This window comes from Deltaproteobacteria bacterium, from assembly GCA_029858205.1.
Classification (GTDB): Bacteria; Desulfobacterota; GWC2-55-46; order GWC2-55-46; family DRQE01; genus JAOUFM01.
This window is the reverse complement of sequence record JAOUFM010000006.1, coordinates 1-24,163: the sequence shown is the minus strand read 5'-3', so window position 1 is coordinate 24,163 and position 24,163 is coordinate 1. Positions and strand designations below refer to the sequence as shown.

Here is a 24,163-nt window from a genome sequence, read left to right as displayed (position 1 = left end):
GATTGTGTCAAGCAAATATTCCGTATCTAAGGCAGGCTTTACGCCACCTCCACCGCGTTTCTCGATCGGTTCTTTACGCGGTACATGGCATGGTCGGCAAGCTGTATGAGTTCGAGCTTGCTTTTGGCGTCCACTGGAAAGGAAGCGACCCCGATGCTGGCCGTCATTTTTTTATTGAGGCCTTCTTCTTTGAGGAACACGTGCTCGTTGCACGCGGTGAGAATTTTTTCTGCAACGATTTTTGCCTTGTCCTTTGGCGTGGCCGGTAAAACTATTACGAACTCGTCACCGCCGTAGCGGCACGCGATGTCGACCTTTCTCAAAACCCGCTTCAATATGCCCGCGAACTCGGTTAGCATCTTGCTGCCGCAGAGATGGCCGTGCACGTCGTTTATCTGCTTAAAGTGGTCCATGTCGATGAATATCATGGATATGTGCTCGTCGTAGCGCTTTGCGCGCTCGACTTCCTGGTCGAGGAACGTGTGCAGGAACCTCGAGTTCCCAAGCTGCGTCAAATCGTCTGTGACGGTCAATTGCTGTATCTTGTCGAAGAGCAGGGCGTTCTCTATTGCTATGGCCGTATAGTCGGCCATGGTGGTGAGGAGAAAGAGGTCCTGCTCGCCGTAGAAGTCCTCTTCGACTTTGTTTATAAGCTCTATTACGCCAAGTGTTTTGCCCTTTGTGACAAGAGGGACGCAGATGATTGAGCGCGTCTGGAAGTTCGTCACATTGTCGCCTTTTTTCGTAAACCTCGGGTCTCTGCGAACGTCCGGGACAAGCAGCGGAACGCCTTTTTCCGCGACCCAGCCGGCGATTCCTTCGCCAAGCTTTAGCCGCATTTCCTTTAGCTTGTCAGCGCCTTCACCAACGGCTATCTCGAATTTCAGTTCTCCTGCTACCTCGTCTATCAGGAGAAGCGACCAGTACTTTGCCCTTAGAAGTTTTGTGATTTGCTCGAGCGCGACCTCCATGACCTCGTTTAGAGAGACAGAGGACGTAAGCGCCTTGCCTATTTCGCTAAAGGTCTTTAGCTCAAGGATACGGTCGGAATGGCGTATTGCCTCGATGGCCTCCCGCGTGGCCTCGTCGAGAAATGGCTTGGTTCTCTCCATTGTTAAAATATACATCATAATCGGCACAAATGCAAGAAATCCCTTGAAATTAGGGAGGTTATAGCCACAAACGCAGCCGTTTTTTTACTTTAACTTTATCTTGTTATGTAGTATCTTAATAATATTACGGATTTCGGGGTTTTTAAGCACATGGCAAAGAGGAAAACAAGACAAATTTCCATAGGCGGGGTTACTGTTGGCGGAGGCGCTCCCGTGCGCGTGCAGTCCATGACAAACACCGATACCTCGAACACTGCCGCAACTATCGAGCAAATCCTAAAGCTCGAAAAGGCAGGGTGCGAAATAGTGCGCGTGGCAGTGCCAGATGAGGTAGCAGCAAAGGCGATAAAGGAAATAAAGAAGAACATCTCCATACCGCTCATCGCGGACATTCATTTTGACCACAAACTCGCGCTTCTTTCTCTAGATTCAGGCGCAGACGGACTAAGGCTTAACCCCGGTAACATCGGCGGCAAGGACAGGGTTAGAGAGGTCGCGCGCGCGGCAAACAGCAGAAAAGCGCCCATACGCATAGGCGTTAACTCAGGGTCTTTAGAAAAGGACATTCTCCAAAAGTACGGCCACCCGACACCCGAGGCAATGGTCGAGAGCGCGCTACGCCATATAAAGCTTCTCGAAGATGAAGGCTTCCACGATATAAAAGTCTCCCTTAAGTCCTCAAACGTGAACTCGACAATAGCAGCGTACGAGGCGTTCTCAAAGGTATCGGACTATCCTCTCCACCTTGGCATCACCGAGGCAGGAACACTTTTCTCCGGCACAATCAAGTCCTCGGTCGGCATCGGAGTGCTCTTACATATGGGCATCGGCTCTACACTTCGGGTCTCTCTTACAGCAGACCCGGTCGAAGAGGTGCGCGTTGCGTGGGAGATACTAAAGGCCCTTGAAATCAGAAAGCGCGGCATAAACATCATTTCCTGCCCCACATGCGGCCGCATAAGGCTTAACTCTGAAAAAATCGCGCTTGAAATCGAAAAACGCCTTTCGCACGTTGAAGAGCCCGTCACAGTAGCAGTAATGGGGTGCGTTGTGAACGGCCCCGGAGAGGCAAAAGAAGCCGACGTTGCAATGGCAGGGGGCGACGGTGTTGCGCTCATCTACCGCAGCGGCGAGGTGGTTGCGAAAATAAAGGAAGACGAAATTGTTGAGAGGATGGTAAGAGAAGTTTTATCGCTTGTTGAGGAGAGGAAGGCGGCGAAGGCGGTTTGATGCAAGCGCAACCTTTGGACAAAAGGAAACCGCCGATTTTGCCGTGATGCGTCGTTAGCGGGCGTTTTTACTTCCTCGACGTATTGTCGAATACGCCTGCGGAGCAAAACCGCCCGCTGCCTCGCCTGACGGCAAACTTGGCGGTTTTTGGGGGTGGAGGGAAAGTGAGTTATTCGGAGTTAAATATTAATCCTGAAATTTCAGAGAAACTAAGAAAATTCATAAGGGGAAATATAGAGAACAATTCTTTAAAAGATATACATGCAATGTTGCGACTTCCAATGCCAGAGCATGGGATTAAAGCAGGATTAAATTTTTCAATTGCTACAATTCTTTTTTCGGTTATAGCAGGATGTTCCGTAGTTTTTTATAACCAAGAGCAAAAACAGGATTCTAGTGATAACTTTAAAAAAGTAGTAAAAGAGTACTTTCCTTGGGACGGGGGACCCAAAGAAAGCGGAGTAGCACCAGAGTATGCTGCAAGAATAATTTATCACGTTTTTAGGAATCCATTGATACATAATGCGGCTAAGCTCGATTTTGACTTAATAAAGGAAATTTTTCCTGGTAATAGAGCAATTGTTGCATTAAAAATTGATCGGGACTCTCCAGGCATGGACGAGTTGGCTATCCAACAATTGGAAACTGACATTCGTCCTGAAGGTATGTCTGGCGCAATAATTAAAGTCAGAAGAACGCATGGCTATGCAATATTGCTAAAGGTCGAAGGTCTTTATTGGTATGTACGTCAAATGATTAAACAATTAACTTATGATGTCGAGCGACTGAAAGATGCCGAGGCTTGGTAAAAAAGACATGGCGCATAAAGTGTTTTATAAAGCATGTCATCTTGATTTTTTCAAATCCCCGGGTATGGGGCCATGCAAGGCTTAAGCGGGCCGCACGGGAGGAGGGCGGCAAACCGGGGGAGCATGAGCGCAGCGATTTAAGGCAGGGTTTGATGCGAGGAGGCCGTGCGGCGGGGTCGCAGCCTTGCAGGCCTCATACCCAAAAGCCGCCCCGCAGGGGTAAAGCTTCAAAGACGCTGGATTCCCGATTAATACCTCGGGAATGACGAAACTTTTTGTCATGCTGAATTCATTTCAGCATCTCGATTTTTCGCTGGTTCAAGTTTGCAACTTGAACCAAAACTTTTTCGGTTCGGGTTATAAACCCGAACCAGCAGAAGTTTTCTACCCAAGTTTTAGGTGGTGCCACCCCAGTTGTTAAGACTGTGTTGTAATGGACAAGGTAATTATTAGAGGAGTTGTTTGTGGGCGAGCCAGAAGAAAAAATAGTTAAAATAAAACGGCTTATAGATGGAATCATGGAAGCATCTAAAAAAAGAGGATCAATGTACGGATCTCTTGAGGTGCTTGAATCTATGTGGCAAACATTGGACCTGATTTTTTTTGTTTTAAATGATATAGAATCGGTTGGAACTGATTTAGGCTGGAATTACTTTATTGCTTCAGAAAAAGGTTTTGGCACTACTGCTAGTATAAGTTCAATAGTGAAAGGTATAAACTATAGCGAAGACCCTTATGTTGTTTTGACAAAATTACGGGAAGAATACGAGGCGTGGCGTGACGAGAAAATTAAAAGAATGAAAGCTGAGAATGTAAAAGATGGGTAGTTAGTAGGGTGGCACGGCCCACCATCTATTCGGCGTAGGGCGGGCATTGCCCATCTTTTATTTCGCTGGTTCAAGTTTGCAACTTGAACCAAAACTTTTCGGTTCGGGTTATAAACCCGAACCAGCAGAAGAATTTCCTCTCCCCAATCGCATTGGGGAGAGGATAAAGGTGAGGGGTTACGGCGCTTGATTCTTTTCAAACCCCGGCCGTGAGGCCAGGCAAGGCTTAAGCGGGCCGCATAAGGGGCGGACGTATTGCCGGGGTTGCATGAGCGAAGCGATTTAAGCGGGGCAATACGTGAGGTGGTTATGCGGCGGGGTCGCAGCCTTGCAGACCTTACGGCCAAAGCCGCGCGGCCAGCGCAAAGTTTTTTTAGAAAAATGGATTTCTGCTTCTGCGGGAATGACGAAACTTTTTGTCATGCTGAATTCATTTCAGCATCTCGATTTTTTAAAAATGGATCCTGAATCAAGTTCAGGATGACAGACAGATTTTACCCCTCCGCTTCCCGTTGCAATGGCTTCGCGCAACGGGAGCCCAGCCCCTTGTAAAGGGGAGGAAATAAGGTAAGACGCTGGATTCCCGCCCAAATGAGCGCGGGAATGACGTGGTGGGAGGAATTGTTTTTACATTTGGGTGCAGGCCCTCGGCCTGCCGGGAATGACGAAGAAGTTGTCATTTTGACTCGCAGGTCTAATACTTCAAAGCCGCCCCGCAGGGGCAAACTAAAAAGGACACTTCCATATGCCAAATAAAAAGAAAAGCTTTCGCGAGAACGTAGACCTGATGGTCGACAGGGCGATGATTGTAAAAAAATTAAGCCCCGGCCTTGCGGCAGCTATTAAGCAGTGTAACGCTGTTATCAAAGTCCAGTTCCCGGTGGAAATCAAAGGCAAGACCGAGATGTTCACCGGATATCGCGCAACACATAGCTCCCACATGCTCCCTGTAAAGGGCGGCATCAGGTACTCATCCGACGTTAATCAGGACGAGGTCGAGGCGCTTGCTTCCTTAATGACATACAAGTGCGCAATCGTTGACGTGCCCTTTGGCGGCGCAAAGGGCGGGCTCTGTGTAGACCCGCTAAAATACGAACGCGACGAGCTTCAGCGAATCACGCGCGCGTACGCAAGAGAGCTCGCAATCCGCGGCTTTTTAAGCCCCGCAACAAACGTCCCGGCCCCGGACATGGGCACAGGCCCGAGGGAAATGGCCTGGATAATGGACACCTATAAGAATTTATATCCAGAGGACATAAACTACATCGCGTGCGTTACCGGAAAGCCAGTGCACCTTGGAGGTGTAAGGGGCAGGACAGAGGCAACGGGAAAGGGCATACAGTACGCGCTTCGCGAGCTCTTTAGGTTTATCGATGATGTCGAGAAATGCGGCCTCTCCGGAGACCTTTCCAATAAGCGCATGGTCGTGCAAGGGCTCGGCAACGTCGGCTACCACGCGGCAAAGTTCCTTTCAGAGGAAGATGGGGTCAAGGTCATCGCAGTAATCGAGCGTGATGGCGTTATAACCAACCCCAAGGGCATCAACATAGACGACCTGAGGGCGCACATAATCAAGGCAGGCGGAGTAAAAGGCTTCTCAGGCGGCTCATTTGGCGAGGACAGGGCCGGGGCCATGACGATTGAATGCGACATACTCATGCCAGCTGCGATGGAAGGCGTAATCACCGAAGAGAACGCGGGAAGGATAAACGCTAAGATAGTTGCCGAGGCTGCAAACGGCCCGACCACATTCGAGGCAGACGAGATACTTAGAAAGCGCGGCATCACAGTCATCCCGGACGCGTTCCTTAACTCCGGCGGCGTTACAGTCAGCTACTTTGAATGGGTAAGGAACATCGGGCACATACGGTTTGGCAGGATGGGCAGGCGCTTCGACGAGCTAAGGGGCCAGCACATCACAAAGGCAATCGAGGAAATCACCGGTAAGAAGCTCCCTGAATGGGCGTATAAGGAACTGCTTCGCGGAGCTGACGAGCTTGACCTCGTGTACTCTGGCCTTGACGATACGATGCGTACAGCATGGCAGGAAATTCGCGAAGTCATGGCGCAAAACCCTGCCATAACCGACTACAGAACCGCGGCGTATTACATTGCCATAGAGAAAATAGAACGCGCTTACCATGCCATGGGTGTGTACTGAGGCAGGGCCGGGTTCTGTACCTATCTGTGCGGGTTTTCTATACCTTTTACAATCCTTGACTAATAGCCCTGTTTCGGGTTAATTTATTGACTTATGGACATTGTCGAAAAAGCCGAAAAATCAAGCAAATGCGTCTACATAGAGACCTTCGGCTGCCAGATGAACGAGGACGATTCGGTAAGGATGCTCGAGCGGCTTCGTAGGAATAACTACATTCCAACCGAAGACGCCGAGAAAGCTGATTTAATCCTCGTAAACACCTGCAGCATAAGGGACAAGGCCGAGCACAAGGTGTACTCGACACTTGGACGCTATAAGCTCATGAAGAAGGATAAGCCCGGGCTCCTTATCGGCGTTAGCGGCTGTGTTGCGCAGCAATCTGGCGAGGAGCTTCTAAAGAGGGCGCCGTTTCTGGATGTGGTCGTTGGCACGCACAACATCCACAAGATAGGCGACATAGTAAAAGGCGCTGAAACAGGCATAAGGGCAGCGTACACGGACTTTAAGGAAGGCATCGACAGAGACGAGTACGAGGTTGCAGAAGAAGCGGGAGTAAAGGCATTCGTTAGCATCATGCGCGGGTGCGACAACTTCTGCGCCTATTGCATCGTGCCGTATGTAAGGGGCAGGGAGGCAAGCAGAAGCGTTAGCGAGATAATCGACGAGGTCAAACAACTCTCCAACAAGGGCACAAGAGAGGTAACGCTTGTCGGGCAAAACGTCAACTCCTACGCAGGGGAAAAGAGCTTTCCCGAGCTGCTACGCATGGTCGCGAATGTCGACGGCATAAAGCGCGTAAGGTTCGTCACATCGCACCCCAAGGACATGTCGGATGAATTAATCGAGCTTTTTGGCAAAGAAGAAAAGCTCCAGAGGGCGCTGCACCTTCCGGCGCAGTCGGGCTCCAATAACGTGCTAAAGGCAATGAAGCGCGGGTATACAATCGAGTCCTACATGGCAAAGGTCGAGAGGCTAAAGACCCTTTACCCGGACATGGCGCTTACAACAGACATAATAGCCGGATTCCCCGGAGAAACTGATGAGGACCACGCGGCAACGATAAGGCTCTTAAAGAACGTTCGCTTTGACAATATATTTTCCTTCAAGTACTCGCCGCGCCCGGGCACAGAGGCAGCTGCATTTGATGCCCAGGTAGACGAGGACGTGAAGGCAATACGGCTCGAAGAGATACAGACGCTCCAGCGCGCCATATCGTTTGAAAAGAGCAGGGCGCTCGAAGGTAAAACTGTGAAAGTTCTTGTCGAGGGCGAAAGCAAGGTCTCGGCAGACGATTTAACCGGAAGGTCTCCGTGCTCGAGGGCCGTAAACTTTCCGAAGGCAAAGGGGATAGCGGCAGGGGATGAGGTCGGCGTGAGAATAGAGAAGGCGTACGCGAATTCGCTACGCGGAGCGGCCGTTACAGTAGAAGCAAAGGATGAAAGGGGGATTGTGCCGTGTTTATAGAGATGCGCGTGGCTGGCATTACCGTAGACCCCATGACAAATGCGCCGATAGTGATACTTAGGGACGTAAACTCCGACAATACGCTTCCCATCTGGATAGGCGTGCTCGAGGCAAGCGCGATAGCCTCGGAGGTAGAGAAGATGAAGTTTACGCGCCCGATGACGCACGACCTTTTCAGGAACGTGCTCGATAAGGTCGATGTCTCGCTAAAGAGGATAGAGGTAAACGACTTGAGGGAAAACGTCTACTACGCGACAATACATCTAAACCACGCCGGAGCTGTCATAGCCGTGGACGCGAGGCCAAGCGATGCCATAGCGCTTGCGCTTCGGATGTCGTCGCCGATATTCGTGGAGGCGTCCATAATAGAAAAGTCGCGCTCGGTGGATTATTCCAAGGCGCCGAAGACCGCCGACGGCTCTAAGGCCGGCGGTGAAACGCTTGAGAACCTTACTCCCGAATCTTTCGGGAAGTACAAGATGTAGCGGGGCAGAGAGAATAATGTCCGATAATTTCGTAGATTTCGAAAAACTTTCCGAGGCCGAAGAGGCCGCAGCGTCAAAGCCATCGAGGCTCGAGGAAATGACCAAGAGCATCGAAGGGCGCATCTACGACTCTTTCTTCGTAAACGAGTACGGAAAGATAGAGAGCGTAAGGGCCGAGCGCTACGGCATGTCGTTTTCGGTGATACTTCTTCAGGTAGACAGCTTCGCTAGCGGCGCGAGAAAGGCCGAGGGCGCGGAGCTCGAGTCCTTCATGAAGATAGTTTCCGACATCGTCATCAAGGTAATCCGCAACTGCGACGTTGCCGGAAAGCTCGATGAGCGGCGCGTGCTGATGGTGCTTCCCAATACCGATTACTTCGGCTCCCTGATAACGCTAAAGAAGCTCACCAAGGCGCTCGAGCCCTACACGCACAAGGGCGACCCGCATGCATCTGTCGTGGTGTCGCAGTCCACGTTCCCGAAGGATTCGGTCGGGTACGGCGAGCTCGTTAACATGGCCACCACAAGGCTCCACGAGATAAAGACATCGTTTTGGGAGCAAAAGCAGCTAAAGACAAAGCTCTTCTGGGAGGTAGTTGCGCTTCTTACCTCCGGGAGCCTCTCGGGCTACGACTTCCAGACCTTCGATGCCGGCGGCAATAGCGATTTTAACATGGACTATATCGGCCGCATCAACGACGCTATCATAAAAGAGATCATACGAAACCCCGACAGGCGCGGCGTGCTTTACATAGGCGCAAAGAACATATCCGCAGACCTGCCGATACTAAAGACCATAAAGAACATGGGCAGGAGCTCTACAAAAGTCTTTCTCGTCGGCGAGCACGTCGACAAGAACGCCGACATCCGTAATGCCATTGCCATTACCATAAACGACCCGCGAGTAACCGAGATGCTCTTTACGTTCTTCCTTACCGAGCACGCGGCTTATGCGCTTATATGCAAAGAGAGCTGGGGGGAGACGTATAACTGTTTCCACACTGCTAACCCGTATATCGTCGAGGGTCTTATCACCAAGTTCCAGAGAGACATGTATCTGCAGGAGCAGCTCTAATGGCCGAGACCAAATACATACTGCTCGCGCTGAAAAACGACGAGGATACCTCCTCCATTACAAAAGGGCTAAAGGAAAACGCCCTCGAGCACGTCGTTACGAATGACGGCGCAAAGACCATGGAAGAGGTCATAAAGCGTGCCCCTGGCGTCATAATATGCGACGTAAACATCGCAGGCGTTACCGCAGACAGGCTCCTTCAGATGGTAAAAAGCAACCCTAAGACGGCGTCCGTGCCGTTTGTCTTCATAGCGGACAAGCAGACCGACGTAAAGGGCTACCGTCCTGGCACTGACACGATACTCGTACGTCCATTCCACTGGGGCGAGCTCTACGGCGTAGTAAAGCAGGGCATGTTTATAGCTTCCGGCGCGGACGCGGCAGGGCACATCAGGGGAGACCTGGCGCAGATGTCGCTTGTGGATCTTCTTCAGGTATTGCACTTTAACCAGAAGGAAGGCGTCCTTACCATACAGGGCGACAAGCACGTCGGCAAGATATACATGAAGGGCGGCCAGGTGTTTAACGCTACCGTTGCCGAGGCCGAGAAGGAAAAGGCCCTCTACCGCTTCTTCATGTGGCCCAAAGGGGCCTTTGAGTTCGTGCCGGAGCCTGTTAACGTGCCGCAAAAAATCGACGTGCCGACAGGAAACCTTCTAATGGAAGGCGCCAGGCTCTTCGATGAGTTCGAGAGGGATAAAGACAAGTTCCCGCGCGATAATTCCCTTATCAAGGTTAACGTCGACACCGCAACGCTTCCAAAGGGGCTAAAGCCGGCCATTTCAGAAATAATATTCCTTACGAAGTACTACTCGACGGTAAAGGAGCTTGTCGACCACTGCTCCTTCCCGGATTACGACGCATACACGACCATAAGGAATCTTATACAGAGAAATATCTTATCCGAGGTAAAGGACACCGGCGGCCCTGATACCGACAAGCTTAGCATTGTGACTCCTGCACAGGCCGTGAGGATAAAGGAACAGGTCATAGGCAAGTGGGGCGAGAACCTGAACGTGAACTTTGGCCGCGTGTTCGTGGCATCTCCGTCCCCGGCACTTGCAAAGGACTTCGTGGCCGCGTGTTCGAAACTTCCGGACTTTAGAAGCCCGTTGGACCTTAAAGGCGGCTCGAAGATAGAGGACTTCATACTCGGCGAGATAGGGGCCATAAGGGTCTACGGAGACTTGGATATCGCCTTTTACTCCGTGCCGTGCAACCTCGCGATGGTGCCGCTGATGATAACGTTCTATCCGAACCTTATCGGCGCGATAATACTCATGGACGAGAATACCGCCACATTCGGTGACATGAACAAGTTCAAGGAACGCATCGTAACGAACAGGCGGGTGCCGGTATTAAACGTCGCTGTCGCAAACAGCGATATATCGGCCGAACAGACTGCGAACTTCAAGCGTCTTGCGGCCATGAAGCCCTCGGACGAGTTAAACGTGTTAAAGGGCGGCACGGACCAGAAGGAGAGCATCATAAAGGTGCTCAAGGCCTTCATGAGCCATATCTCGGCAACCGACTTCGCCTCAAGCGGAGGCGCATGATAGATTTTCACACGCACACCTTTAACTCGGACGGCGAGCTCATTGCCTCCGAGCTCGCGGCCAGGGCCGCTGCCGCAGGGTACAGGGCGCTTGCAATCACCGACCATGTGGATGAATCCAATATGGAAGAAGTAATAGAGCAGACGCTTCGCTTCACGGCATCATACAAAGGCGGCAGGGTAAAGGTCGTCCCTGGCGTTGAGATAACGCACGTTGCCCCGGAGGCCATAGGGCCGCTTGCAGCCAGGGCACGTAAGCTTGGCGCAAAAATAGTCGTTTGCCACGGAGAGACAATTGTAGAGCCTGTGGAGGCCGGAACCAACAGTGCTGCCATAAGGGCAGGGGTGGACATACTCGCGCATCCGGGGCTCGTTAGCGCCGAAGACGCTGTGCTTGCGGCAAAGGCAGGCGTATATTTCGAGATAACCTCCAGAAAAGGCCACAGCCTCACAAACGGCCACGTGGCGGCAGCCGCAAGAAAGCACGGTGTCGGTCTTATCGTAAATACCGATACGCATTCGCCGGGCGACCTTATAACGGTCGATACTGCCAGACGCGTTGCCATTGGCGCCAATATGACGGAAGAGGAGTTTAAAATAGCCAGAAAAAATGCCGAAACTTTGCTTGAGAAAATACTTGGATAGACGATTTAATTTAGTACTGGTCTTATGTTTTATTTTCTTCGTATCCGGCTGCGCCGGCGCTGTAGCGCCTAAGGCTGACACGGAAAGCGCAGCACCTATAGAAACGGCATGGGGCACTCACCACAGCGATTATAAGAGGGATTCCATGCATCCCGGCCCCATCGACGTGCCGCTAAAAAAGACCTGGAAACGCTCGGTCAGGACGTTTTACCAGCGCTTTTTCAAGCTAAGCGTTCCCGATACGTCATCGAGCCCGATTGTCTACGATAACATCCTCTACGCCGGTTCACCCGGTAACCGGTTTTTCGCCTTTGATCTGACAAGCGGCAAGACCGTGTGGAAGTTCAAGCCGAAGAGCCCGGTAAACGGAGCGCCTACGGTCGATGGCGATAAGGTATGTTTTGGAACGGTCAATACGGTATTTCACTGCCTTGACCGTAAAAGCGGGGCAGAGCTTTGGAAAATGGACGCCAAGGCCGAGATACTTGCGGCCCCGGTCATTGCCGAGGGTCGCGTTTTCATGCTTTCCGAAGATAACCGTCTCTACGCCCTTGACGCCGCAACAGGCAAGAAGCTCTGGGGGGCTTCGAGCCCGTCTGGCGAAACAGTGCTGCCGCGCCTCGTCAACTCGCCTGCGTACGCAGACGGACGTCTCTATGTAATGTTCTCTGATGGATACCTGGCAGCGCTTGACGCTTCGACAGGGCGAGAACTCTGGCAAGCGCGTTCTACAGGCAATTACCTGGCTGACAGGGGCGCAAGACACGCCCCGCTGCTTGGCGGCTCCATGGTCTATGCCATAGACTACGGCGGGTACGTCACTGCATACGACGCTATTAGCGGGGAGAAAAAAATACGCTATGATATAACCGGGGTCTCGGACTTTGCCATCAAGGACGGCGTGTTCTACGCGGCAACCAACGAGCGAATGACGGCCATGACGGCCTCTACCGGAGAGGTGCTCTGGATATCCGATATGCCAAAGGATTCGACCGTAAGTTTCCTCGCAATGTCCGGCAATCATATATTTGTCTTCAGAAACGCCAAGCACAGGCCGCTTGGCATAAAGAGGCTCGAAAAGGACGTATCGTATATCACGGTCTATTCTGCAACGGACGGAACCGTTGTGTGGGAGAAAAAGTTCGGGACATATATGCTATCGGAGCCGGCGCTGTTTAACGGCGGCGCGGCATTCATCGACAGAAAAGGGCGTCTCTACGTCTTCAAGGCCCCCGTATGACGCCATGGATAAACGGCTCAACATAGCCTTTGTATGGCATATGCACCAGCCGATATACAAAGACCCTTTTAGCGGCGAGTACATACTTCCATGGGTGCTTCTCCACGGCACCAAAGACTACCTCGACATGCCCTCCATGCTCGAGGGCTTCCCAAGCATAAAGCAGACCTTCAACCTTGTTCCGTCTCTCATCGAACAGATAAGGGATTACGAGTCCGATACGGTAAACGACAAATACCGGGCAGTCGTTGCGAAGAGCTCGGAAGAGCTTACCGCCGACGACAAGTTCTTTTTACTGGAAAGTTTTTTCCAGGCCAACTGGGAAACTGTCATAAGGCCGTTTAGCCGGTACTGGTCTCTTCTTGTGAAGAGAGGGTTCTCGTGGCTAAGGGAAGATACCGAGGCAGCAATAAGGTTTTTCTCAACTGAAGAGTACCGCGATCTGCAAGTGCTATTTTTCCTCTCATGGATAGACCCAATGCTTCGCGAAAAGGACGAATTCTTAAAAGCCCTGACTGAAAAGGGCAGGAACTTTAGCGAAGACGACAAGGCAAAGCTCCTTATAAAGCAGACGGCTATCATGCGAGCCATCATCCCCAAGTATAAGGAAATGGCCGAGAAGGGGCAAATCGAGCTTACCGTCTCGCCGTACTTTCATCCGATACTGCCGCTTCTATGCGATAGCGACAGCGCAAGGGAAGCAATGCCGGGAGTTTCGCTCCCTAAAACACGCGTGCTGACGCCAGAGGACGCAAGAGAGCACGTGAGAAGGGCAATCAAGTCTTTCAAGGACACATTCGGCTTTGCTCCAAAAGGCATGTGGCCAAGCGAAGGCTCGGTCAGTATGGAGGCCGTCAAGATAATGGCAGAGGAAGGGATAAATTGGATAGCTACCGACGAGGCGATACTCGAGGCCTCTCTTAGGCAGAGGGCCGAGAGAGATAAGTACGGACATCCGACAACCGACATGATATACAAGCCCTACAGGGTCGGGCAGGGCGCTTCCAGCATGAACATGATATTTCGCGACCGCGTCATCTCCGACAGAATCGGCTTCGATTACTCGAAGTTCGGGGCAAAGGACGCTGCCGCTGATTTCATGGAGCGGATTAAAAAGATACACGCTGTCACAAAAGACCCGGCACGCTCTCTTGTATCGGTAATACTCGACGGCGAGAACGCATGGGAGTCCTATCCTAACGACGGTAACGATTTTTTCCGCGAACTTTACTCGCGTCTTTCCGACTCCGATTTCGCTCGCACGGTAACTGTTTCCGAGTTCCTTAATTCTTACGGCTCAGCTGAGCCCCTTGAGCGCATAGCGAGCGGGTCGTGGATAAACGGGAACTTCAAGATCTGGATAGGGCATCAGGAGGATAACTCGGCGTGGGACGCGATAAGCGGCGCAAGAGACATGATAAAGAAACACGCCTTACGGTCGAGCTCTGAGAACGAGGACATCCAAGGCGCGTGGAACGCGCTCTACGCGGCGGAAGGCAGCGACTGGTTCTGGTGGTACGGCGACGAGCACGCATCCATGAACGACAAACAGTTCGACCTTCTTTTCCGGTCTTATCTTAAAAAGGTCTACGCGCTCCTTGGCGAAGAGCCTCCTTCATCACTCGACATACCCATCATCTCCGAAGAACGCGGGTTCGTGCCCTCTGCATTGCCGCACGCCTTTATGGAACCTGTGATAGACGGCAAGGTCACAAATTATTTCGAATGGCTCTCTGCCGCAGCTATAGAGGCGCAAAAGACAGGCGGCGCAATGCACCAGGTCTCGGAACTAAAGGGCGGGCTGCTGGGTAAAATACTCTACGGCTTTAGCATCGATAGATTGTTTCTCAGGTTCGATTACAAAAAAGAACTCACTGACAGCGACGGCGTGTACGAGAAGCCCTGGAGCTTTGAGATAACGGCGCTTAGCCCGCGCGAGGTTAAAATTGAGGTGAATGTCGAGGGAGCAAGCTCTTCGGCGAACATATATCAAAAAGACGTCGGCTCCAATACATGGGGAGATGCCGTGCAGTTAGAGACAATCAAGTCGCAAAGCGTTGTCGAGATGGCAGTGCCGTTTTCCGTATTCGGCGCAAAGGCAAGGGACGAGCTGAGGCTCTTTATAGAGGTCTCTTACGAGAGCGGCAAAAAAAGCGAGCGCTGGCCGGCAAGAGGGTATCTCTCGATAGAGGCTCCTGATACCGACTACGAACAGACGCACTGGATAGTGTGATGGCTATGGATATCGAAAACGCAACCCCTGCGATGCGCCAGTACCTCGAGATAAAGGAGAGGCACAAGGACGCGGTCGTGTTCTTTCGTATGGGTGACTTCTACGAAATGTTCTACGAGGACGCGCTCGTGGGCTCGAAGGTCATGGGGGTAGCGCTTACATCGAGGGACAAGGAGAAAAAAATCCCCATGTGCGGCGTGCCCTATCATGCAGCGGCTTTATATGTCGCAAAACTCGTGAAGGCAGGGCACAAGGTCGCAATATGCGAGCAGACCGAGAACCCGGCAGAGGCAAAGGGCGTTGTCGAACGCAAGGTCGTGCGGGTTGTCACCCCGGGCACGGCGCTCGAGGACGAAATAGTAGATGCGAAGTTGAATAACTTTATCGCCGCAATAAGTGTGAGCGGCAAGACGCACGGGATTGCCTTCATGGACGTATCAACAGGGGAGTTTCGGGCCTCGGAGTTCGAGAGCGCCGCAGTGCTCGAGGACGAGATAGCAAAGCTTACGCCCTCGGAGATAATCGTTGGCGACAAAGCGGCTGTTGCAAGAGCGGAAGATAACGGGGCAGGGCCGCTTATCATAGCAGCGCCGGATAAGTTCTCGAAGAAAGCGGCTATAGAGGCACTAAAGGAGCACTTCGGGGTCGTAAGCCTCGAGGGTTTTGGCTTTGATACAGAAGGCGCGGCTACCGTAGCGGCAGGGGCGCTGCTCTTGTACGTTAAAGACGCGCAGAAGACAGAGCTTACGCACGTAAAAAAGCTTGTCCGTCTTAGAACCGACAGCGCATTGATGATGGACGCGGCAACGCGGAAAAGTCTAGAGCTAATTGAAAACTCAAGGTCAACCGACAAAAAAGGCTCGCTCCTTAGCCACCTTGACAGAACGCGTACGAGCATGGGCGCAAGGACGCTTCGCTCTTGGCTCATCAGCCCGCTTATCGACGAAGCCGGGGTAAAGGCCAGGCTCGACGCTGTGGGCGAATTAATCGAGGCGCGGCGGGCGAGGGTAGAGGCTGCCGACACCCTGGATAAGACCTATGACCTCGAGCGCCTTGGCGCAAAGGTTGCGGTAAGGATGTCCTCGCCGCGCGATATGGTGGCGCTAAAGGCATCGCTTGAGAGGGCAGGGGAACTAAAAGAACTGCTTAGTAAAAACTTTTCTTCGCCGCTGATAAAAAATATTACCGGTTCTATCGACGCGGTGCCGGAGGCAGCAGGGCTCATCGCAAGATCTGTTAGAGAAAACACAGCTGCAACGCTAAAGGACGGCGGCGTTATCGCCGACGGGTACTCGGCCGAGTTAGACGAACTTAGAAAGATCGGCGGAGGAGGAAAAGAGTGGGTAGCCGGGCTCGAGAGCTCGGAAAGAAAAAAAACCGGCATCAATACGCTAAAGGTCGGGTATAACCGCGTTTTTGGCTACTATATCGAGATAACACAGAGCGCGATGAAGAACGCCTGTCTGCCGCCAGAGTACTCGCGTAAGCAGACACTCGCGAACGCCGAGAGGTTCGTAACTCCTGAGCTTAAAGAGTGGGAATCGAAAATACTAACGTCAGAAGAAAAGGCAAAGAGCCTCGAGGCCGAGCTTTTCTCCGATATCGTAAAGACAGTGGCCGCTTATGTTGAAAGGATACAGAAGACCTCCGAGGCCGTGGCTACACTTGATTCCCTCATATCGTTTGCGTCGGTATCAGAGGACAATAACTACGTAAAGCCTAAGATAAACAGCGGCACCGAGCTTACTATAGAGGAAGGCCGCCACCCGGTCATAGAGGCTGGAATAAGGGCCGAGTTCGTGCCAAACGACACTGCACTCGACACCGTGGCCACGCAAATCGTCATACTAACCGGCCCGAACATGGCAGGCAAATCGACCTTCATAAGACAGGTCGCGTTAATCACGATACTTGCGCAGTGCGGCTGCTTTGTTCCGGCAAAGAAGGCTACTATCGGCATAGTGGACAGGATCTTTAGCCGCGTAGGCGCGTCGGATGACATCTCCAAAGGACATTCCACCTTCATGGTCGAGATGAACGAAACAGCGAACATCTTAAATAACGCAACTCCAAGAAGCCTCGTCATCCTCGACGAGATAGGGCGGGGCACGGCCACATTCGACGGCCTTAGCATCGCCTGGGCGGTTGCAGAGCATCTTCACGACTCAGTCTCTCTTGGCTGTAAAACTCTCTTCGCCACCCATTACCACGAGCTCACAGAGCTTTCCTTGACAAAGGAGCGCGTCAAAAATTATAATATGGCTATAAAGGAATGGGGCGACAAGATCACCTTCCTTCGCCGCGTCGTCCCGGGAGGGGCCAGTAAAAGCTACGGCATACAGGTAGCGAAGCTTGCGGGGCTGCCAAAAGAGGTAATCGCGAGGGCAAAGGAAATACTTCGTAACATCGAGAACGGCGAACTTAACTCTTCCGGCTCTCCGAGGATTGCCGGCAAGGACGACGCAAGGCAGGGTAATCTTCCTCTGTCATACAAAAAAACAGATGCCCTAAAGGAACGCCTCAAGGCAGTGGACGCAGACTTGATTACGCCCATCGAGGCGCTAAACATACTAAACGAATTAAAGGACCTCGCTGGCGACTGATAATGACCATGCCCAAAAAGATACTAGCCGCATCTGCAGTTATTGCCGCTCTCATTTTCGTGGCAATACCTATGCCTGTCTTATCAGGCGCAAAGACCGGTCTGCGCGTCGAGGGCATACGCTACTGGTCCGGGCCAAACTACACGCGAGTGGTAGTAGACTTGAATGCAAAGCCCGGGGAGTACACAGACCACCTTTTAAAAGAGGATGAAACGATAAACAAGCCGCGCCGCCTTTTCGTGGACATAAAGAACTCGACCCTTGCCAAAGGTGTTGAAAAAAGCATCCCCATAAACAACGCGCTTCTAAAGGTGGTGAGAGCAGGGCAGTTCTCGGCAGACACCGCGCGCATAGTGCTCGATATCGAGAGCATTGATTCGTACAAGGTGTTTGTCCTTCCAAACCCCTACAGAATAGTCATAGACATAACCGGAACAGGCTCTAAGTTCTCGCAGGCTGCAAGGGAGAAGGCAAAGGCCGCGCCTACGGTTACTACGCCTGTCACAGCGCCTTCGGTACCTGCGGCGGCAATAGAGACACCAAAGCCTCCTGTTACAACTGCTGCTCCAAAGCCAGAACCTGTAACGACCACGCCGGTAATAAAACCGTCCTCAACACAGCAGGCAAGGCTAATCGTTATAGACGCGGGGCACGGCGGAAAAGACCCTGGGGCAGTAGGAAAGAAAAAAACCCGGGAAAAGGACATCACCTTAAAGATTGCCCGTCTTATAAAAGATAAGATAAAGAACGGGACGAACCACAAGGTCGTTCTTACGCGTGATAAAGACGTATTCATCCCTCTTGATGAGAGGACCGCTATCGCCAACACCAAGGAAGCCGATATATTCGTCTCCATACACGTGAACGCGAGCTTTAATAGAAAGGCCAAAGGCGTAGAAACGTATTTTCTAAAGCTCGAGGGCCTGAACAAGGAAGAGCTCCTCATTGCGGCAAGAGAGAACCAGACCTCCGAGGCAGAGATGAGCGACACGCTAAAGTACATACTAGGAGACTTAACGGTCACGGCCAACAGGGACGAGTCCATACGCCTTGCCTCGGTCGTGCAGGAAAATCTCTCAAAGAACTTGGCTGCAAAATATAACGACGTGAAAAGCAACGGCATAAAGGGCGCTCCGTTCTACGTCCTTGTGCACACGACCATGCCGAGCATCCTTGTCGAGGTCTCATTTATAAGTAACCAGGTCGAGGAACAGCGCCTTAAAAGCGATGCCTATCTCTCCCTCATAGCAGATAGCATATACGACGCAGTCGTAAAATACCTTGATACGGCCTCATAGACGCCGCAAGCCGAAATGAACTCAATAGAAGAACTTCTGGAAAGCGCCACAACCGAGCGCGCCGCGCTTGCCGGGGCAATAAAGAAATATCTCTTGGAAGAAGAAACGCGCCTTTCGGCTATCCATAAGGAATCGGCATCGGGGCTCTCTATCACGCGCCAGTACACGAAGGCCGTAGATTCGGTATTAAGAGCCCTCATAGAAAAACTCTCGAAGAACGCTACTGATGCGGGCTCCTTTGCCGTGACGGCCATAGGCGGGTACGGAAGAGGGGAGCTCAACATAAGATCGGACATCGATTTGATGTTCCTTCACAGGGGAACGGTTTCACCCGGGCTCGAGGCGTTATCAAAGGAAATACTCTACGTTCTCTGGGACACGGGGCTTGACGTAGCATTTAGCATACGGTCTTCCGGGGAGTGCATGGCCCTTGCCGACACTGACACAAAGACAAAGACCGCGCTCCTTGATCTGCGCTTTATCTGCGGCGACGCATCACTATTCGACGAATTCTACGCCGAGTCGTGGAAGTGCCTATTCTCGGGCGCGAACCTCGCGCGCTTTTTCGACGAAAAAACCGAAGAGATGCGCTTACGACGCTCGAAGTACGGCGGCTCGGTCTACATACTCGAACCTAACGTAAAAGAAGGCGAGGGCGGGCTTCGCGACGCGCACACGGCCTTCTGGTTACTAAAGGCAAAGCACGGGCTAAAGGCCGATGCCGTTGAAACAGGCTCCCTTACAGAGACGGATATGACGACCCTCGATAAGGCCCTTGATTTCCTTCACTGGGTAAGGAACGACCTTCATTTTCATTCGAAGCGCAAGAACGACCAATTGACCTTCGATAATCAGGAACGCATAGCGCAGGTGCTTGGCCTCAAGGACTCGAAGGAATCCATAGCGGTAGAGAAGTTCACGCACAGGTATTACCGCCACGCGCTCGATATCTCGCGCATCAGCAGCGCCATGATATCGCGCCTTACAAGCGGCGAGAGAACGGAAAAAAAGGGCCAGGCTCGGAAGGTAAACGGAAGGTTCTTTATAAAGAGAAACGTGCTTGAAGTTGCCGAGGATACGGTATTTAAGGACTCGCCCGTTGCCATGCTTTTTGCCTTTGAGGAAGCAGCCAGACACGGCAAATGCGTTATCGGGCAGCATACCAAGGACCTCATAGCATCGAGCCTGCACCTTATCGGCGACGGTTTCCGTTCTTCTCCTGAGGCTTCGGAGGCCTTTCTCTCCATACTCGCATCCAAATCCCCGTACGCCGCGTTAACGGAGATGCATTCGGTCGGGCTTCTTGAGAAGTACATTCCCGAGTTCGCAGACATCACCTGCCGGGCGCAGCACGACATGTACCACGTCTATACCGTGGACGCGCATTCGCTCTTCGCAATACGCGAGGCGGAGAAACTCGCAAAAGAATATAAGAGCGAGTTCCAGCTTTTATCCACTCTCTATAATTCGGTAAAGAGCAGGGCGGTGCTGCTCCTTGGCATACTTTTTCACGACATCGGAAAATCCAAGGGCAAGGGGCATGCCGAGAAGGGCGCGGAGATGGTGCCCCGGATATGCAAGAGGCTCGGGCTTAACGAGGACGATGCGGCAACGGTCAAGTTCCTCGTAGCCAGGCATCTTATAATAGCCGATACAGCGCAGTACCGCGACATGCATGATGAGAAGCTCATAGTGGACTTCGCGGCAAAGGTCGGAAGCATCGAGCGGCTAAACCTTCTCTACCTGCTCACCTTCGCAGACGTAAGGGCGGTCGGGCCGGAGGTATGGAGCCAGTGGAAGGCGACACTTTTTCAGGAACTCTACTTCAGGGTGCTTACGGTTTTAGAGAGAGGCTCCTTCGAGCCCGAGGACACGGCGCCGAAAATCGAGAAGATACGCCTGAAGGTGCTTGAGACGCTAAAGACGGAAAAAACAACGGACGAGGTAACGCAGTACTTTAAGATGCTGCCGCCGCGTTATTTTCTAGCGACAAATCCGAAGACCATAGCCTCGCACATAAAGCTCGTAAGGAAGCTAAAGAAAACACCCGTAGCAGTGCTCGTAAAGCAGGTTGGTGAGAGGGAGTATACCGACATCACCGTTGCTACCGACGACGTGCACGGGCTTTTTTCTATGATAACGGGCGTGATGCTCGCGAACTCGATAAACATACTCGGCGCTTCCATCAATACGCTTAGAAACGGCATCGCGCTCGACACATTCCACGTAAACAACGTCCTTGGCGAGCTTCTAACGAACGAAGTAAAGTTAAAGAAGATGGAGAGCGACCTTACCGAGGTCATCACCGGACGCGTAAAGATAGAGAAGCTTGTTGGAACCATCAAGCCGTCGATTCTCGATAAAAAGGCAAAGCCCAAGGCAAAGACCCGCGTGCAGATAGATAACGACGTCTCGGACGCGTTCACTGTGCTGGATATTCATACGCAGGACAGGCTCGGGCTCCTCTATACTATAAGCTCTACACTTACGAAGGCCGGAGCGTTCATCCACATAGCAAAGATATCGACCAAAGGCGAGACAGCGACCGATATACTCTACATACGCGACATATTCGGCCAGAAGATACTGGATCCGGCAAAGGTAGCTGCTCTGGAAGACACCCTTACAAAGGCGCTTGAAGAGGCATAGGGGGCGCGCCATGGACAACACGACGCCTTTGGATGTATTTACCACGCCGGATGGGCGCATCGTATCCGCCTATTTAAACTCCCTTGTCACGGAAAAGGGGCTTGCCAAAAACAGCCTGCTGTCGTATTCACGTGATTTAAAGAAGTATCTTGTGTTCCTTCGCAGCAGCTCTGTAAGCATTACAGAAGCTGCTTCTTCCGATGTCTCGGCCTTCATAGCAGAGCTAAAGGTACACGGGCTTAGCCCGAGGAGTTATGCCAGAACGCTCGTAGCGCTTAGAGGGTTCTATAAGCACCTTTTAAAGAAGGGGCGCATAGAGTCCTCTCCGTGCGACATAGTCGACATACCAAAGATTGGCAGGAAGCTTCCAGAGTACCTGAGCCTTAGTGAGGTAGAGGCGCTTCTTGGTTCTCCCGACGCATCCACGCCCATGGGCCTTAGGGACAAGGCCATGCTCGAAACCCTCTATGCAACCGGGCTTAGGGTCTCTGAGCTTACCGGGCTCGATATGAACAGCGTAAACCTGCAGGCCGGGTATCTAAGGGCTTTTGGCAAGGGCTCCAAGGAGCGGCTTGTGCCTATTGGGCAGACGGCAATGCGCTGCATTAGCGAGTACATGGAGCACTCACGGCCTGTGCTTCTCAAAGCCAATAGAAGTAATTATCTCTTTGTCACAGGAAGAGGGGGCAAGCCCATGACCAGGCAGAACTTCTGGGTTCTTATAAAGAAGTACGCGCAACTTGCCGGAATTTCATCCAAAAAGACAAAACCACACATATTACGGCATTCGTTCGCAACCCATCTTCTCGAGCGCGGCGCAGACCTTCGTTCTTTACAGCAGATGCTTGGGCACGCCGATATATCGACAACTCAGATATACACGCATGTCCACGGCGAGATGCTAAAGAAGCTCCATAAGAAGTTCCATCCAAGAGGATAGGCCCAGAGGATAGGGCAGGAAAAACCCTTTAAATACACACTGTTTTGCCGTGATTCAACCATTTAGCCTATTTGACATAATATACATTATGCGACACGTGCCTTGTTAGGTCTCGCAGGTGCCGCAGACCATCTGGATGGCTTATTAAGGTGCTTACTTCTGCTTTAGCACCTGTGCTGTTATATGCCACGCAGCCTTATCGGATTTTATATCTCTAAAGATTATTTGATGCGACTTGAGACTTCCTTAAACGGACGACTATCTTATTCGCTCTCTACAACGATGTTCGTAAGCGTCCTCTTTACGCCGCCAACGCGCTGGATCTTGCCTATGACAACGCCGCCAAGCACATCCACGTTCGATGCCGACACAAGCGCTATGACGTCATAAGGCCCGGTAACTGCCTTTACGTCCTTTACGCCGCCGATGTCCTTTACGCGGCTAACGACCTCGAGCGCCTTGCCGTGCTCGCATTCTATGAATATATAAGCGTCTACGGCCATAAGAAAAAGCCTCCTTTGCGGTACTTCCAATATACCACAATACCTGCTTAAATCAATGTCTTGAACAAAGACGCTTACGGGGCTTAAAAAGGAAGAAAGCGTCCGGAGGCAGCTACTCCGGACGCTCTCGCGGGAGCCAGGGCCTTCTATAGGAAGGAGTGTATCAGCCCTTGGCTGTTAACGGAACGTCTACGGCGCGGGACGCCGCAGATGCTCCGAACTTGTTCGAAATAAAGTAGGTCATTTTGCCTACGTACTTATTGATAAAATGCGCCCTTGGAAGCGACGATATAAAGGGCCTGCGCCGCTTGCCTATGGCTATAAGCTCGTTGTCGATTAGCGGATGCGTGCCGTCCTTGGTGTATTTAAGGCCTTTGAAAAATATCTTGATTGCGTGGGCCTTTTTACCTTCGAGAAACAGCACCTTGCCAAAGTTGTAATACATGTCCGGGTTCTTGGGATCGCGCTTCAAGGCCATAAGACATAGTGTTTTTGCGTAATTAATACGCCCCTCGACAGTTGCTATGCACAGGCCGTAGAAAGACATTGCCAGCGGATGCTGGGCAAAAGCAAAGTGCTTTTCGAAATGAGTGATTGCCTCGCTGTACTGCTTGCTTGCGAGAAGTTCTATGCCCTGCCTTATATACGTTGAGTTGTCCATGATGCGCGTCCTCCGTTGTAGGTCGTGGACGGCTTTATCGGGTAAAAAAGAAATAGCCGCCAACGATTGTCATTAAACAACATGACATCTGGCGGCTCGACTGGCGTGGCTTATTAGGCTTTAGCCTCGGGGCTCTGCGTCCCGCAGTTTCCCGCGGTTTGCTCTGAGCAGATGATTACCTATTCAATTGTCTCTACGCTTCAAAGTATAATATACCTGAAAATATTTGTCAAGATTTTTTTTATCGCCCCTTGGCCCCTACGCAAGAACAACACTTGCAAGGGCAGCCGTGCCGGTATACGCAAGCGATGCCTTTATAGCGGTTATGCCGCTTCCGTAGCGGTTCAAATCGCCCTTGAACTCGACCACCGGCCCCCTGCCCGGCTCTCTTCTTACCTCTATATCCTGCCAGGATATGCCCTCTGCCATACCGGTACCAAGGGCCTTTAAAAAGGCTTCCTTTAAGGCAAAACGTCCGGCAAGGTGCTTATAAGGCGCCTTCTTTGATTCGGCATAATATAATTCATTCGGGGTAAAAACACGGGAAAGAAAAGCAGTATCACCGCTTAAGCGGCGAAATCTTTCGATATTCACTATGTCCAGGCCGATATGATACGCCATATATAAAAGAACCGCCGGGCGATAAATTGCAGCTGCGGTATCGTAATTCGTG

At 51.8% G+C, this 24,163-nt stretch carries 19 protein-coding genes and 1 riboswitch; of the genes, 15 read left to right on the top strand and 4 right to left on the bottom strand.

All coding sequences use genetic code 11. The annotated features are described in order from the left end of the window. Positions 1-38: 38 nt before the first annotated feature. Positions 39-1,112, bottom strand: a complete 1,074-nt coding sequence (locus OEV59_06270) for a sensor domain-containing diguanylate cyclase (protein ID MDH4227342.1) — start codon at positions 1,110-1,112, stop codon at positions 39-41. A gap of 150 nt (positions 1,113-1,262) precedes the next feature. Between OEV59_06270 and ispG the strand changes: the two genes are divergently transcribed. The 15 genes from ispG to xerD all read left to right on the top strand — a co-directional run bounded on the left by ispG (position 1,263) and on the right by xerD (position 22,326). Further along, entirely contained in the window at positions 1,263-2,342 is a 1,080-nt protein-coding gene (ispG, locus tag OEV59_06265) for a flavodoxin-dependent (E)-4-hydroxy-3-methylbut-2-enyl-diphosphate synthase (protein MDH4227341.1), read from the top strand. An 83-nt stretch (positions 2,343-2,425) separates the two neighbouring features. After that, positions 2,426-3,151 (top strand): hypothetical protein, encoded by a 726-nt coding sequence (locus tag OEV59_06260; GenBank protein ID MDH4227340.1) that lies wholly within the window; start codon positions 2,426-2,428, stop codon positions 3,149-3,151. Positions 3,152-3,615: 464 nt separating this feature from the next. Continuing rightward, positions 3,616-3,978: a hypothetical protein gene (locus OEV59_06255; GenBank protein ID MDH4227339.1), complete on the top strand. Its 363-nt coding sequence runs from the start codon at positions 3,616-3,618 to the stop codon at positions 3,976-3,978. 745 nt (positions 3,979-4,723) lie between these two features. Then, positions 4,724-6,139, top strand: a complete 1,416-nt coding sequence (locus OEV59_06250; protein MDH4227338.1) for a Glu/Leu/Phe/Val dehydrogenase — start codon at positions 4,724-4,726, stop codon at positions 6,137-6,139. Positions 6,140-6,232: 93 nt separating this feature from the next. Then, complete coding sequence (gene miaB, locus OEV59_06245; GenBank protein MDH4227337.1) at positions 6,233-7,603, top strand: tRNA (N6-isopentenyl adenosine(37)-C2)-methylthiotransferase MiaB; 1,371 nt, start codon at positions 6,233-6,235, stop codon at positions 7,601-7,603. Continuing rightward, the gene (locus OEV59_06240; protein MDH4227336.1) at positions 7,594-8,088 is read left to right on the top strand and encodes a bifunctional nuclease family protein; all 495 of its coding nucleotides are present in this window, start codon (positions 7,594-7,596) and stop codon (positions 8,086-8,088) included. The genes miaB and OEV59_06240 overlap by 10 nt, the downstream gene beginning before the upstream one ends. 16 nt (positions 8,089-8,104) lie before the next feature. After that, positions 8,105-9,163, top strand: coding sequence for a hypothetical protein (locus OEV59_06235; protein MDH4227335.1), 1,059 nt, complete (start codon positions 8,105-8,107; stop codon positions 9,161-9,163). Beyond that, complete coding sequence (locus OEV59_06230) at positions 9,163-10,719, top strand: DUF4388 domain-containing protein (GenBank protein MDH4227334.1); 1,557 nt, start codon at positions 9,163-9,165, stop codon at positions 10,717-10,719. The genes OEV59_06235 and OEV59_06230 overlap by 1 nt, the downstream gene beginning before the upstream one ends. Then, positions 10,716-11,363: a histidinol phosphate phosphatase domain-containing protein gene (locus OEV59_06225; GenBank protein MDH4227333.1), complete on the top strand. Its 648-nt coding sequence runs from the start codon at positions 10,716-10,718 to the stop codon at positions 11,361-11,363. The genes OEV59_06230 and OEV59_06225 overlap by 4 nt, the downstream gene beginning before the upstream one ends. A gap of 145 nt (positions 11,364-11,508) precedes the next feature. Beyond that, complete coding sequence (locus OEV59_06220) at positions 11,509-12,603, top strand: PQQ-binding-like beta-propeller repeat protein (protein ID MDH4227332.1); 1,095 nt, start codon at positions 11,509-11,511, stop codon at positions 12,601-12,603. A 4-nt stretch (positions 12,604-12,607) separates the two neighbouring features. Continuing rightward, positions 12,608-14,836, top strand: coding sequence for an alpha-amylase/alpha-mannosidase (locus OEV59_06215; protein MDH4227331.1), 2,229 nt, complete (start codon positions 12,608-12,610; stop codon positions 14,834-14,836). A gap of 11 nt (positions 14,837-14,847) precedes the next feature. After that, a complete protein-coding gene (gene mutS, locus OEV59_06210; GenBank protein ID MDH4227330.1) occupies positions 14,848-17,439 on the top strand; it encodes a DNA mismatch repair protein MutS in 2,592 nt (863 codons plus the stop codon). A 2-nt stretch (positions 17,440-17,441) separates the two neighbouring features. After that, positions 17,442-18,737: an N-acetylmuramoyl-L-alanine amidase gene (locus tag OEV59_06205; protein ID MDH4227329.1), complete on the top strand. Its 1,296-nt coding sequence runs from the start codon at positions 17,442-17,444 to the stop codon at positions 18,735-18,737. Positions 18,738-18,752: 15 nt separating this feature from the next. Continuing rightward, entirely contained in the window at positions 18,753-21,386 is a 2,634-nt protein-coding gene (gene glnD / locus OEV59_06200; protein ID MDH4227328.1) for a [protein-PII] uridylyltransferase, read from the top strand. 10 nt (positions 21,387-21,396) lie between these two features. Next, entirely contained in the window at positions 21,397-22,326 is a 930-nt protein-coding gene (gene xerD, locus OEV59_06195) for a site-specific tyrosine recombinase XerD (GenBank protein MDH4227327.1), read from the top strand. Positions 22,327-22,589: 263 nt separating this feature from the next. Here xerD and OEV59_06190 read toward each other — a convergent pair whose 3' ends face one another. The 3 genes from OEV59_06190 to acpS all read right to left on the bottom strand — a co-directional run. Further along, a complete protein-coding gene (locus tag OEV59_06190) occupies positions 22,590-22,829 on the bottom strand; it encodes an Lrp/AsnC ligand binding domain-containing protein (GenBank protein MDH4227326.1) in 240 nt (79 codons plus the stop codon). A 163-nt stretch (positions 22,830-22,992) separates the two neighbouring features. Beyond that, positions 22,993-23,490: a hypothetical protein gene (locus OEV59_06185; protein ID MDH4227325.1), complete on the bottom strand. Its 498-nt coding sequence runs from the start codon at positions 23,488-23,490 to the stop codon at positions 22,993-22,995. Positions 23,491-23,577: 87 nt separating this feature from the next. Next, positions 23,578-23,663: riboswitch (cyclic di-GMP riboswitch) on the bottom strand. Between the two features lie 85 nt (positions 23,664-23,748). Then, positions 23,749-24,163, bottom strand: a 415-nt coding sequence (acpS, locus tag OEV59_06180) for a holo-ACP synthase (protein MDH4227324.1), incomplete at its 5' end; no start/stop codon positions are given.